This is a genomic window from Tamlana sp. s12 (genome assembly GCF_016767215.1).
In the GTDB taxonomy this organism is placed as follows: Bacteria; Bacteroidota; Bacteroidia; order Flavobacteriales; family Flavobacteriaceae; genus Pseudotamlana; species Pseudotamlana agarivorans.
The window spans coordinates 2,099,340-2,113,758 of record NZ_CP068547.1 but is presented as its reverse complement, the minus strand read 5'-3'; the positions used below and the strand labels follow the sequence as shown (position 1 = coordinate 2,113,758).

7 protein-coding genes are annotated in these 14,419 nt (G+C 36.6%); 5 read left to right on the top strand and 2 right to left on the bottom strand.

The window, feature by feature from the left end:
• The first annotated feature begins 335 nt into the window (after positions 1-335).
• The 4 genes from JJL45_RS09310 to JJL45_RS09295 all read left to right on the top strand — a co-directional run bounded on the left by JJL45_RS09310 (position 336) and on the right by JJL45_RS09295 (position 11,362).
• Positions 336-5,588, top strand: a complete 5,253-nt coding sequence (locus tag JJL45_RS09310; RefSeq protein WP_202664116.1) for a T9SS type A sorting domain-containing protein — start codon at positions 336-338, stop codon at positions 5,586-5,588.
• Between the two features lie 458 nt (positions 5,589-6,046).
• Positions 6,047-8,563, top strand: coding sequence for a PIG-L family deacetylase (locus JJL45_RS09305; RefSeq protein ID WP_068604457.1), 2,517 nt, complete (start codon positions 6,047-6,049; stop codon positions 8,561-8,563).
• Between the two features lie 122 nt (positions 8,564-8,685).
• Positions 8,686-10,407 (top strand): sodium:solute symporter, encoded by a 1,722-nt coding sequence (locus tag JJL45_RS09300; RefSeq protein ID WP_068604459.1) that lies wholly within the window; start codon positions 8,686-8,688, stop codon positions 10,405-10,407.
• Entirely contained in the window at positions 10,376-11,362 is a 987-nt protein-coding gene (locus JJL45_RS09295) for a Gfo/Idh/MocA family protein (protein ID WP_068604460.1), read from the top strand. The genes JJL45_RS09300 and JJL45_RS09295 overlap by 32 nt, the downstream gene beginning before the upstream one ends.
• A 113-nt stretch (positions 11,363-11,475) precedes the next feature.
• On the opposite strand, the gene JJL45_RS09290 is transcribed toward JJL45_RS09295, so the two are convergent.
• The gene (locus JJL45_RS09290; RefSeq protein ID WP_068604462.1) at positions 11,476-12,327 is read right to left on the bottom strand and encodes a DUF2911 domain-containing protein; all 852 of its coding nucleotides are present in this window, start codon (positions 12,325-12,327) and stop codon (positions 11,476-11,478) included.
• Positions 12,328-12,685: 358 nt separating this feature from the next.
• Between JJL45_RS09290 and JJL45_RS09285 the strand changes: the two genes are divergently transcribed.
• Complete coding sequence (locus tag JJL45_RS09285) at positions 12,686-12,901, top strand: hypothetical protein (protein WP_067147546.1); 216 nt, start codon at positions 12,686-12,688, stop codon at positions 12,899-12,901.
• A gap of 203 nt (positions 12,902-13,104) precedes the next feature.
• On the opposite strand, the gene murA is transcribed toward JJL45_RS09285, so the two are convergent.
• Positions 13,105-14,415: a UDP-N-acetylglucosamine 1-carboxyvinyltransferase gene (gene murA, locus JJL45_RS09280; protein ID WP_068604464.1), complete on the bottom strand. Its 1,311-nt coding sequence runs from the start codon at positions 14,413-14,415 to the stop codon at positions 13,105-13,107.
• Positions 14,416-14,419: the final 4 nt, after the last annotated feature.

Below are 14,419 nucleotides of genomic sequence, written 5' to 3'. Positions count from 1 at the left end.
TATATAACTTTGTAACTCCCCTCCCTCCCTCTTTGTAATCCAAAATTTTAACACAAAACAAGCCAATACAACAAATCGACACCAAATTACCTTACAAAAATATTAATAACACAATTTTTTATGCACTTCATCGATAAATAAACACAATTTTGCCTCAAATTTTAAGAAGTTATTAACATTACTTCGTAATTATTTGGAAAACAGAGGTGTAACATATACTTTAGGCAATGGATTACAAAATCTATCAATGTAATCGATTACATTTTCTAATAACATGAACGTGATGTGATTAGAATTGTAAAAACAACTAAACATTAACTATTAAATTAAACAAAATGAAAAAAACAGTTTTTTCGTTAGCATTCCTCCTAGCATCCTTTCTAGCGATTGCTCAGTCGGTAACGATTAACGAAGCAAGCGGTTGGTTCGAAACAGCCAACGTAAAATGGACCCCAGTCTCTGGAGCCGATTCCTATAACGTGTATTATAGCGGACAAGGTATTAGTAACAGAAAAATTGACACACAACTCATTCGCGGGTACGGAAGCTACTACCGTGCCGACGTATTAGGTTTGAAAGCAGGACAGTACACTATTAAAGTTGCCCCTGTATTTAACGGATCTGAAGGATCTGGAGCAACAACAAGTAATATTACCGTAAAAGCCCACGACCGTACAGGATTTTCATTTAGTAATGGCCGAGTTCCTGGAGCTTACAAAGAAGATGGAACACCAAAAGATAACGCGGTTATCTTATACTTAACTGAAAACACTAAAAATACTGTTAGCCTGGATGTTACAGGAGCTAGTTCTAACCCTTGTGTTGGTATACAAACTATTCTTGAAGGCTTTAAAAAAGGCAAAGACACACGCCCTTTAATTATTCGTCTTATCGGACAGGTAACTGATATGTCGTATATGCAAAATGGTGATATTGTTATTGAAAACAGTAATAATGCCTCGAGCTACATTACCCTAGAAGGCGTAGGCGATGATGCTACCGCTGACGGTTGGGGTATTCGTATTAAAAATGCAACAAACATTGAAGTAAGAAATATTGGTACCATGAACTGCGATAGCGGTGAAGGTGATAATATTGGTTTACAGCAAAACAACCAATATGTTTGGGTACACAACTGTGATTTCTTTTATGGTGATGCTGGTGGAGACTCTGATCAAGCAAAAGGAGATGGCGCTTTAGATTGTAAAAAATCAACTTATGTTACTTTTTCTTATAACCACTTTTGGGATGCAGGAAAATCTAACCTTTTAGGTTTAAGCGAAAACACGACTGAAGGTTTGTACATTACATACCACCACAACTGGTATGACCATTCCGATTCGCGCCACCCTCGCGTACGTTTTTATTCGGCACACGTTTACAACAACTACTACGATGGTATTGCTAAATATGGTGTGGGTTCTACCAAAGGATCATCGGTTTTTGTAGAAGGAAACTATTTCCGTAACTGTAAATACCCTATGCTGACTTCTATGCAAGGGTCTGATGTTTATGATGAAAGTGAAGGTTCCAACGATTACTCGGATATGCCAACATTTTCTAAAGAAGATGGTGGTACCATTAAGGCTTACAACAATTATTTGACTGGGCAAAAACGTTTTGTTGCCTATGGAGACTCTAATTATTCGGGATCGACAACAGATTTTGATGCTTATGTGGTTACAAGTAAAAGTCAAACCATTAGCAGTAGTGTAAAATCATCTTATGGTTCTAACACTTACAACAATTTCGACAATTCTTCTGCAATGTATAGTTATACTGCAGATTCACCTCAAAACGCTAAAACTAACGTGACGACGTATAGTGGCAGACAAGAAGGTGGTGATTTCAACTTCACTTTTAATAATTCTGTAGATGATACGTCTTATGCCGTAAATAGTGCCCTTAAATCAGCTTTGGTAAACTATAATACATCTTTACAATACATTCAAGGCGAAGGTACGCCTCCAATAATTCCAACCGACCCAAGTATTTCACTTACTGCAAATGCAGGCGATGGCTCTGTAACTTTAAATTGGACTACGGCGAATTTATCTGCTTCAACTTTTGCTGTTTACAGAAACACAAGCTCTAACACTAGCGGAAGAACGAAATTAACCGATTTATCATCTAGCGCTACAAGCTATACCGATAATTCTGTAGATAACGGAACGACCTACTACTATTGGGTACAAGCCAATGGTAATGTAGAATCAAATTCACAATCTGCAAAACCAGACGGTGATGGCGAAATAATTACACCACCGCCAGCGGGAGGTACAACGCATAACTTCACAACTTCTGGAACAAGCAGCAGTGTATTTAGTATTTCTGGAAACCTTTCCGATTCTAAAGGAACGGTTAACTACGCCGGTTTAACCCTAACACAGTGTTTAAAAATTGAGTCTAGTACAAGCATTGCATTTAATGCAGCTTCAAGTGGTTCTATAACCCTTGTTTTTAACGAAGGTTGGTCTGGAAGCATTAAAATTGATGGTAATAATGTTAATGTATCTGGTGGCGAGTTAACGCAACAACTAAGTGCTGGTTCGCACACCATTACAAAAGGTGACACTGCAAACCTTTACTACATGATACTTAGCACAGGAGATGTTGTTAATCCGCCTCCAGGAGATCCTAGCGTATCTTTAAGTGCTTCTGTTTCTGGCACCAATGTGAACTTAAGTTGGACAGCTAGTAACATCACCGTTGACGCTCTTGAAATCTATAGAGATATCGATTCTGATCCTGCTGGTAGAACAAAAATTGCGACTTTAGCACCAGATGCTAGATTCTACAGCGATAATACGGCTGCTGCCGAAACAACTTACTACTACTGGGTAAAAGTTAGTAATGATTATTCATCGAATGCTGCGCAAGTGACTACTCCAGATTCAGATGACGATCCTGATCCTGAAAACCCACCTATCGACCCTTCAGCCATTTACGTGGCCAATAACGGTTCTGCAAGTAACTCTGGGTCTATAAATTCACCAAAAACGTTTGAATCTGCGCTTTCTAGCGTGTCTTCAGGAGGTACTATTTATGTAAAAGGAGGTAAATATAACTTCTCTTCTACTATTGTTATCACTAAAAACGGATCTTCTAGCTCTAAAATTAAAGTATTCGGGTACGACGGTATGCCTGTTCTTAGCTTTGCCGCTCAGTCGGAGTCATCTTCAAACCGTGGTATTGTTTTAGATGGTAACTACTGGCACTTTAAAGACATTACTATTGAAGAAGCTGGTGACAACGGTATGCTACTTTCTGGAAACTACAACACCATTGAAAGTTGTATTTTTAGATCAAACCATGATACTGGTTTACAGTTAAGTAGATACAACACAAATGCAACTTCTATTAGTGATTGGCCTTCACATAACTTAATTTTAAATTGTGAAGCATACGATAACCGTGATTCTGATAATGAAGATGCCGATGGTTTTGCCGCTAAATTAACTTGTGGTGTAGGTAACACCTTCCGTGGATGTGTGGCGCACCATAATATTGACGATGGTTGGGATTTATACACGAAGAGTGATACAGGACCAATTGGTGTAGTAACTTTCGAAGATTGTATTGCTCACAGTAACGGTACATTAACTACAGGTGGTTCTTCTGGTGGAGGCGATAAAAATGGTTTCAAATTAGGATCATCTGCACACAAAATAAACCATATTGTACGTCGTTGTATCGCTTTCAATAACGGAAAACACGGATTTACAGATAATGGAAACATTGGTGCTATAGAATTCACTAATAATACAACTTATAATAACGGAGAGTATAACATTCATACTAGAGATGGTGCTAGTCACATTTTCAAAAACAACATCTCTTTAGGTAATTCTCAAACAGATCGTATTAGAGGTAATTATTCTGCTCCAAACGCATTCATTAATATTGATGGAACATTAACTGCTAGTAGTTCAGATTTCGTGACTTTATCACCAGGTCCAAATGCAGATCCTACTTCTAACGGATTCTTAAACTTAAAATCAAGCAGTAATTTAATTGATGCAGGTGTAACTACTTCAGGAATTGATTACAGCGGATCTCGACCAGATTTAGGTGCTGTAGAATACGGTTTAGTGATCGACCAACCTGAGGATCCTGTTGTTTCACTTAACGCCGTTGCTACCGAAACTGAAATTAACCTTAACTGGACTTTAGTTGAAGGTACTGCAACAAGCTACGAATTATACAGAGATACTGATGCCGATCCGGCTGGTAGAACTAAATTAACGAATATCGCTTCTGTTAATATTACGAATTACACCGACAACACAGCTGCTGTAGGTACAACGTACTATTACTGGATTAAAGCTAACGGTTCATTTAACTCTAATGCTGCATCTGCAACGATTTCTGCACCAGATGCAGACCCTGTAGTTTCACTTAACGCCGTTGCTACTGAAACTGAAATTAACCTTAACTGGACTTTAGTTGAAGGAACTGCAACAAGCTACGAACTATACAGAGATACTGACGCCGATCCTGCTGGTAGAACTAAATTAGCAAATATCGCTTCTGTTGATATTACGAGTTACACCGACAATACAGCTGCTGTTGGAACAACGTACTATTACTGGATTAAATCAAATGGTGCATTTAATTCTAATGCTGCTTCAGCAACGATTTCTGCTCCTGGCAATTCAATAAGCTTAACAGCTACTCCAGGAGAAGCGTCTATAAGTTTAAATTGGAACTCCAATTTTGCTCCAACAAGCATTGAAGTGTACAGAGATTTAGATTCAAATCCAAGCGGAAGAGTACGTATAGCTACTCTGGCTACATCTGCTACAAGTTATGTAGACGCAACTGCACAAGCCAATACCGAATATTTCTATTGGATTAAAGCCAACGGTTCTATTAATTCAAACTACGCATCTGCAACAATTGAAGGTTCTATTGTAGAACCAACAGAACCTACACGTATTGAAGTTACCGATGCTGGAACTATCGCTTACGACGGATCTATCAAATATTATGATGCTGCCGATTTTGAAAATACCATTAACCTTTCAAACAGTGCTAGGAAACAAATTATCTGGAACTTTGATGCTCCTGTTTCTGGAAACTATACGGTAACACTTAGATATACCAGAAAGGCTACAATGAATCCTACTGTAAATATCAGTTTTAATGGGAATTCACAAACATTATCACTTCCTGCTACCGAAAGTTCAGCTTTTGCTAGAGCTAGCTTAGTCGTTGCGTTAAACGCAGGTAACAATGAAATCGTGTTAACCTCTAACGCTGATGGAGAAAGTGCTGATATCGATTGGATTGAATTTGAGCTAATTGCTGGTTCAGCTAAAGAAGCTTCTGGTAAAGTAACCGATGAAGATAGCGCTTTTGCTGTATCGGTATTCCCTAATCCAGCAACAGATTTCATCACTGTTAAACTATCTGGAAGTCAAACGTCTAAAATTGAAATCTATAACACTTTAGGACAATTTGTGTATTCAAACACACAAGCTTCTGGAGCAGAAAAAATTGATTTAAGACCTTTACAATCTGGAATGTACTTACTCAAAGTAACCAACGGAAGTACTGAAACTTTAAAACGTTTCATTAAAAGGTAATAAGTCTTTTTAAATTAATTTTTATTCATATAATAATCACGGTTGGTAATTTTACTAGCCGTGATTTTTTATTTGAACACTACCTTAAAAACTTAAAGCAATTGATTATTGATAATTGTTTATTGATTATTAATCCTAAGACTCAATGATACAGCAACCTTGTTACACCGTGGTTGTCGAGGTACTTTTGAAGCTCTTTAGCTTTCGAACTTTATACTTACAAAATATAAAAACACCCCTATAATCCCCTCTAGGGGATAGCCGTTTGGTTTCCAGTTTAACTTTTAGAAGTTGCTTCAATGTAACTTTATATCATTATAACTTTGGAACTTTGAAACTCTACATCTCTATAACTTTGCGACTTTAGAACTCTCCCAACCCAAACCGTTAAAGAAACACTAAAACCTTTTAACGCAGCATCAACTTTGGTATATTTGATTTTTTAGCGAATAACCAAAATGAACAAAAAACGCCTTTCTTTTACAATAGCTTTACTCACGCTATTAATTACCTACGCACAAAAACCTATAAAAAGCTCATCATCTGAAATTTACGAATCCGTACAAAAGCTCAACTTTTTAGGTTCTGTATTATATGTTGCAGCGCATCCAGACGACGAAAATACGCGACTAATCGCATACATGTCTAATCACTTAAAAGCCCGAACTGCTTACCTCTCTTTAACCCGTGGTGATGGCGGTCAAAATTTAATAGGATCCGATATTAGAGAATTACTAGGTGTTTTAAGAACTCAGGAATTGCTTGCTGCCAGACGTGTTGATGGTGGTGAACAACTATTTACAAGAGCCAACGATTTTGGCTACTCCAAACACCCTGATGAAACTTTTGAAATTTGGGATAAGGACATGGTTTTAAGCGATGTCGTTTTAGCCATTAGAACATTTCAACCCGATATTATTATTAACCGTTTTGACCATAGAAGTCCTGGTACCACCCATGGTCACCACACAGGATCGGCCATGCTAAGCGTTGAAGCCTTTGAGTTGGCTAACGATAAAACGGCTTTCCCAGAACAATTAGATAGAACCACCACTTGGCAACCTAAACGCTTGTTTTTTAATACAAGCCATTGGTTTTATGGCGGACAAGATAAATTCGATGCGGCCGATAAAAGTGATATGATTAGTTTCGATATAGGTACTTTTTACCCACTAAAAGGCATGTCTAACAACGAAGTGGCTGCCATTGCTAGGAGTCAGCATTTATGTCAAGGGTTTGGTAATTTAACCCAGCGAGGCACTCAAAAAGAGTATGTAGAATTTCTTAAAGGTGATCCGTTAAAGGATAATGACAACATTTTTGAAGGCATTGATACCACATGGAACCGCATTAAAGGCGGACAATCCATCGGCGAGATTTTGTACGCTGTAGAAAAGGATTTCAATTTTAAAAACCCTTCAGAGCATATTCCACAATTGGTTAAAGCCTATCAACTGCTTCAAAAAGTAGACAATGAACATTGGAAAATTCAAAAATCTAAAGAGCTCATTCATATAATAGAAATGTGTGCCGGTTTGTATTTAGAAGCTTCGGCAGAAACCAATTGGGCCACGCCTAGCGAAGCTGTAAAAATTAACATTGAAGTGCTTAACCGAAGTGACATACCGATGCGTTTACTCAGTTATGAAACTTCAGAAAAACTTAGTGTTTCAAAAAACATCGACCTAAAGAATAATACAAAATACAACTTCGAGGAGGTTTTAAACATTAAAGAAAATCAGCAACCAACAACACCATACTGGCTCAACAAAAAAGGAAGTCTTGGAATGTATCATGTGGATAACAAAGATTTAATAGGCCTTCCAGAAACCCCTAGAGCTTACGACGTAAAGTTTAATTTACTCATCAATAATGTGCCTGTCAGTATTTCAAAAGACGTGATTCAGCGTTACTCCGAACCCGATAAAGGCGAATTGTATCGTCCGTTTGAAATCATCCCAGAAGCTTCAGCTAGTATTACAGAAAAAGTCATCATTTTTAATTCCGATAGCAAAAGAAATATCCAAGTCATTGTAAAAGCCGGACATGACAATTTAAAAGGTTCCGTAGAAATTGAACACCCAGAAGGTTGGCAAGTATTTCCTAAATCACAACCCGTATCTATAATTCATAAAGGCGAAGATCAAAGCTTTAATTTTACGATAACGCCGCCAAAAAATGGTAATGAAGGATATATTAGTCCTGTGGTTTTCGTTGGAAATCAGGCCTATAACAAAGAGCTTATAGAAATTGATTATAGCCACATTCCTAAACAAACCGTTTTACTTCCTAATGAAACAAAAGTTGTTCGTTTGGATATTCAGAAAAAAGGAAAACATATCGCTTACATACAAGGTGCCGGTGATGTGGTTCCGGAGAGTCTCGAACAAATTGGATACGAGGTTCAGTTTTTAACACCTGCTGAAATTTCTGCAGAAAGCTTAAGCCATTTTGATGCTGTTGTTGTTGGAATTCGTGCTTACAATACTTTAGATGACTTACAGTTTAAACAGCAAACGCTTTTTGATTTTGTAGCTCAAGGCGGAAATATGATTGTACAGTACAATACGAGTCACCGTTTAAAAGTTGACAACATTGCCCCTTATAAATTAACTTTATCCAGAGACCGTGTTACCGATGAAAACGCTCAGGTTCGCTTTTTAAGTCCGAAACATCCCGTTTTAAATTACCCTAATAAAATCACTCAAAAAGATTTTGAAGGCTGGACGCAAGAACGCGGATTATATTTTCCGAATGCCTGGGGCAAGGAATTCACCCCTATTTTAGAAATTCACGATAAAAAGGAATCGGATAAAAAAGGAAGCTTACTTGTCGCTAAGTATGGTAAAGGCTACTATATTTACACAGGACTCAGCTTTTTTAGAGAATTTCCATCAGGTGTTTCTGGAGCCTATCGTTTGTTCGCAAATATGCTTTCATTAGGCAAAGAAGACCTTAATCAAACCGAAAAATAAACCAACTTATGAATAACGAAGAACCACCAAAACAAACTTGGCTAAAGTTATATTCTGTTGTTTTAATAGTCAATGTGCTATATTTCATTGCGTTTTACTTCATCACAAAATCCTTTTAAAATATGCAAACTTTAAGTTGGATTGACTGGACCGTACTATGCTCAACCCTAATAGCTATTGTAGCTTATGGAACTTGGCAAACAAGAGGCAGTAAAAACGTAACGGATTATCTTCGTGGAGGTAACACCTCTAAGTGGTGGACCATAGGTTTATCGGTTATGGCAACTCAAGCCAGTGCGATTACCTTTTTATCAACACCAGGACAAGCTTTTAATGACGGCATGGGATTCGTACAATTCTATTTTGGCTTACCTATTGCCATGGTGGTTATTTGCATGGTTTTTATTCCGCTTTATCATCGATTAAAAGTCTATACAGCCTATGAGTTTTTAGAAAATCGATTTGATTTAAAAACCAGAACCCTAGCAGCTATTCTATTTTTAATTCAGCGTGGGTTGGCTGCCGGAATAACCATTTTTGCTCCTGCCATAATTTTATCTGTTGTTTTAGGATGGGATTTACTCACCCTAAACATCATTATTGGCTTATTGGTTATCGTTTATACCGTTTCTGGTGGAACCAGAGCTGTTAACGTAACTCAAAAACACCAAATGGTCGTTATTTTTATTGGTATGTTAGTGGCTTTTTTCTTGATCGTTGATAAACTTCCGCAAGACATCACTTTTACAAAAGCTTTAGAAATCGCTGGAGCTAGCGGCAAAATGGAGGTGCTTGATTTTTCATTCGATCTGAATAACCGTTATACCTTTTGGAGCGGTATTATAGGTGGTACTTTTTTAATGCTTTCCTATTTCGGAACCGACCAAAGTCAGGTGCAACGCTACCTCTCAGGTAAATCGGTAAAGGAAATGCAATTAGGACTCATTTTTAACGGTATTTTAAAAATACCGATGCAATTTTTTATCCTTCTTGTTGGGGTTATGGTTTTTGTGTTTTATCAATTTAACAGCTCCCCTATTAACTTCAACCCTACGGCAACCGAATTGGTTTTAAATTCGGAATATGCAGACGACTATAAAACACTGCAAAAGGAACAAGCACAAGTGTTTGATGATAAGCAAAAAATTATTGAATCGTTTATCACAACTCAAGACGAAACGGCATCAAAATACATTTCTCTAGCTAATGAAGCTGAAGAAGATATTAGAAATGAGGCTAAAGTTTTAATCGATAAGGCCTCCCAAAGTCAAGGTGTTAAAGTTGAAAGCAACGATAAAGATTATGTGTTTATACATTTTATTTTGAACAACTTACCACGCGGATTAATTGGTTTGTTATTGGCTGTAATTTTAAGTGCTGCCATGTCTAGTACGGCCAGCGAATTAAACGCTTTAGGCTCAACAACAACCATGGATTTATACAAACGTAATACAAGTGAAAAATCTGAAGAAGCTATGGTTAAAGCCTCAAAATGGTTCACCTTTGGTTGGGGATTAATCGCCATTGGTATTGCCTGTGTGGCGAACTTAGCTGAAAACCTTATTCAACTGGTTAACATTATTGGCTCTATATTTTATGGAAATGTATTAGGTATATTCTTACTAGCCTTTTTCTTCAAGTTTGTTAAAGGTAATGCTGTTTTTATAGGGGCCTTAATCACCCAAATAATAGTAATCGCTTTGTTTTTACTTAATCAATATGAATACATTAACCTGCCATTTTTATGGTTAAATTTTGTAGGCTGCCTAATCGTTATTACCTTGGCATGTATCCTTCAATCCGTATTGCCAAATGACAAAGCAATCACAACAGAAAATAATTAACTGGGGCATTATTGGCCTTGGAAAAATCGCTAATAAATTTGCCACAGACCTACAAACGGTGCCCGGGGCAAAATTGTATGCTGTAGCCTCTAGAAGTATTGAAAAAGCAAAAGATTTCGCTGAAAAGTACGATGCAACTAAAACATACGCTAGCTATGAGCAATTAGCAAAAGACGACAATATCGATGCGGTTTATATCGCAACACCACATGCTTTGCACAAAGAAAACACCTTACTATGTTTAGAGCATGGTATAGCTGTACTCTGTGAAAAGCCATTCGCCATGAATGCGGAGGAAGTCACAACCATGATTGCTGTAGCCCAATCTAAAAACGTGCTTTTAATGGAAGCACTTTGGACCTACTTCTTGCCGCACTACCAATTTGTTTTAGATGCGGTAAAAAACAACACTTATGGCAAATTGCTTAAACTTGAAGCTGATTTCGGATTTTATAGAGATTTTGATAATAGTTCGAGACTATTCAACAAATCCTTAGGTGGTGGTAGTTTATTAGACATAGGCATCTACCCTATTTTCGCCGCTTTATCGACTTTAGGACTTCCCAACAAGATCGAAGCTGAAGCTACTTATTTTAAAAACGGCGCAGACGCTTCTTGTGATATGACTTTTAAATATGAGGACGGTGCTATTGCAAAATTAAAAAGTTCCCTGGTTGAAGATTTAAAAACGGAAGCAATTTTTAGCTTTGAAAAGGCCACGGTTAAATTAAACACCATGTTTCATCAACCTTCAACAATTACATTATACACAGAAAACGAGGAAAAGACCTTAGATTTTGACTACAAAACCATAGGCTACAATTATGAAACTATCCACTTTAACAATTTACTGCGCCAAGGAAAAACTGAAAGTGATGTTATGACGTTCGCGTTTAGCAAACAACTGATAAGCACTTTGGATCAGGTAAGAGCGCTTATAAATTTGGAGTATTAGTATAAAGTATACGCTGTAGCAATTTAACTTTTATTGAAACAAAAAAAAATGGCTGTCTTAAAAACTTAGGACAGCCATTTTTTAATAATCTTTATTCAAAGTATGGTTTGAAACTACTCCCCCAACCACTCTTTTAAAGAATCTTCATTCATTTTAACATAATCATCATTACCTGCAATTTTTGCTAATTCTAATGATTTTCTCGCTGCTGCAATAGCTCCTTTTGAATCACCAGCTTTATCATGAATTAAAGATTGTTTTCTTAAATAGTAAAAAAGCGGTTTTTCTTTAGTCATATCTACCGCTTTGTCAATCCATTCCATAGCTTGTTTTGGATTTTTACTTTCCTGTAAGTAATATGAAGCAGCTGCATAATAATCACTTGCTTTAGGTGAACCACTCATCACATCATTAATACTTGCTAAAACAGCATCATCAGTTGGTACTGTAAAAGGAATAGCGATGTATGTTTTTTCCCAAATAAGTTCAAGATTAGCCCCTCCATTAGTGATACTATTGATATCTAATGTAAACGTTTCTACGTTAAATGGTACTTCGTAAGCTTTTACAGAAGTTACAGCCACTACTTTAGATTCATCCCATTTTTTAGGCGTACCCCAGTTTTCAGTATCTGCATAAAAATACACTTTCCAAAGGCTTTCTCCTGGCTCTGTAAAGATCGCATATGAACCTGCTTTAATTTTATAATTTGAAATCGTTGCGTCTGTACTGAAAGTAATAATGGTGTTTTTATTAGCTCCTGTACGCCAAACTTTACCATATGGCACCAAATCACCAAAGATTTTACGGTCTTTTACGCCTGGGCGTGAGTATTCAATAGTTACATCGGTTAACCCAACTTTTTGTTCAAGTTTTGCTGCAGGGCTTGATTGCGGTGTGTTTACCTGAGCATTAACAGTATACACTGTAGCACAAGCCATAAAAAGTAATAGTAATTTTTTCATTTAGATTGTTTTTTTTGAATTTTTCAATAGCTATAAAATTAAGTATCGAAAAATCGATTATTGTTAACAAAAACATAAAAATAGACTATTTACACGCTTTACACCTACAAAAACCTCTATAATTTGCAATCCTGCTTGATGTTAAGTCAAAATATATAACAAGATTCAAAATTTGGAAATTGGGCTATATAAATTAAAAAAAACGAAAAAACAAGTACTTTTGATCTCAGAGTATTAAAATTTTTATAATTATTTGAGATAAAAATCGAAAATTTCATATATTTCATTATATTGGCAAATTGTGATGATAAACTACTCGTCACGTCCCTTAAAATTGATTAAAGATTAAATACACCGTATGGAGATAATTGACCGAGCTTTAGAATTCGAGCAACGTAAACACACGTTTAAAACGACTAGTGAGCGCATTGAATCCTCAAGAGAAGTAAAAGACCTAATATTAAGTTTAAACACCATTTATAAAGAAGAAAAAGATCCTGAAATTATGGATCTTATGAAACGTTTGACGGCGATTAAACAAAAAATTGAAAAAAGGTTAAAAGGTAGACCTTAACAAAAATTACACCCTTGCTAATTTTTTATTATGCAAGGGTTTTTTATGACCTGTTTTAACCTATCCATCCTTCAAGCCCCTCAACCTACTTCATAAATCCTTTTTATAGTTCATTTACAAACCTTGTAATATGGACAAAAAAAGACTTGCTTTAAATGAATAAAACAAGTCTAAATTCGGTATAAATATTTTGGGTGTATTTTTTATTCCACACGTTCTATTTTAGCTCCAATAGCACGTAAACGTTCGTCGATATTTTCATATCCGCGATCTATCTGTTCTATATTTTGAATAGACGATGTGCCTTTCGCTGAAAGTGCTGCTATTAACAAAGAAACCCCAGCACGAATATCTGGCGAAGTCATTGTTGTTGCTTTTAAAGTCGATTTAAAATCATGTCCAATAACCGTAGCTCTATGCGGGTCGCAAAGTATAATTTTTGCTCCCATGTCTATAAGTTTATCCACGAAAAACAAGCGACTTTCAAACATTTTTTGATGCACTAAAACACTACCTCTAGCTTGTGTGGCAACAACCAATATGATGCTTAATAAATCTGGAGTAAAACCAGGCCATGGGGCATCAGAAATACTTAAAATCGAACCATCGATAAAACTTTGTATTTCATAACCGTTGGTATGAGCAGGGATATAAATATCATCACCACGCTTTTCAACAGTAATTCCTAATTTTCTAAACGTTTCTGGAATTAATCCTAAATCATTCCAAGACACATTGGTAATGGTTAGTTCACTTTTAGTCATTGCAGCTAAACCAATCCAACTTCCAATTTCAATCATATCAGGAAGCATGGTATGCTCGGTTCCGCCAAGACTATCAACACCTTCAATCTCCAACAGGTTAGAACCTACACCACTAATTTTAGCCCCCATTCTATTCAGCATCTTACAAAGTTGCTGTAAATAAGGTTCGCAAGCGGCATTGTATATGGTTGTTTTTCCCTCAGCTAAAACAGCTGCCATCAATATATTAGCAGTACCAGTAACCGAAGCCTCTTCAAGAAGCATGTATCTTCCCTTTAATTTTTCGGCTTCAACACCATAAAACTGTTCTTCTTTACTATATCTAAACTTCGCACCTAAATTAATAAGCCCTTCGAAGTGCGTATCTAAACGACGACGACCAATTTTATCACCACCAGGCTTAGGAATGTAACCTTTGCCAAAACGGGCTAATAACGGACCAACGATCATGATAGAGCCACGTAAACCACGGCCGTCAATTTTAAATTGATCGGATTCTAAATATTTTAAATTGACCTCATCGGCTTGAAAAGTATAAGAGCCCTTGCCCAATTTATTAACTTTAACACCGAGGTGTTCTAGCAACGCCATTAACTTGTTAACATCAATAATATTTGGAATATTATGAATCGTAACTACTTCAGGTGTTAATAAAACAGCACACAAAATCTGTAAAGCTTCGTTTTTAGCGCCTTGAGGTTGTATGCTTCCCTTTAATTGGTGACCGCCTTCAATTTTAAATGTTCCCATGGAA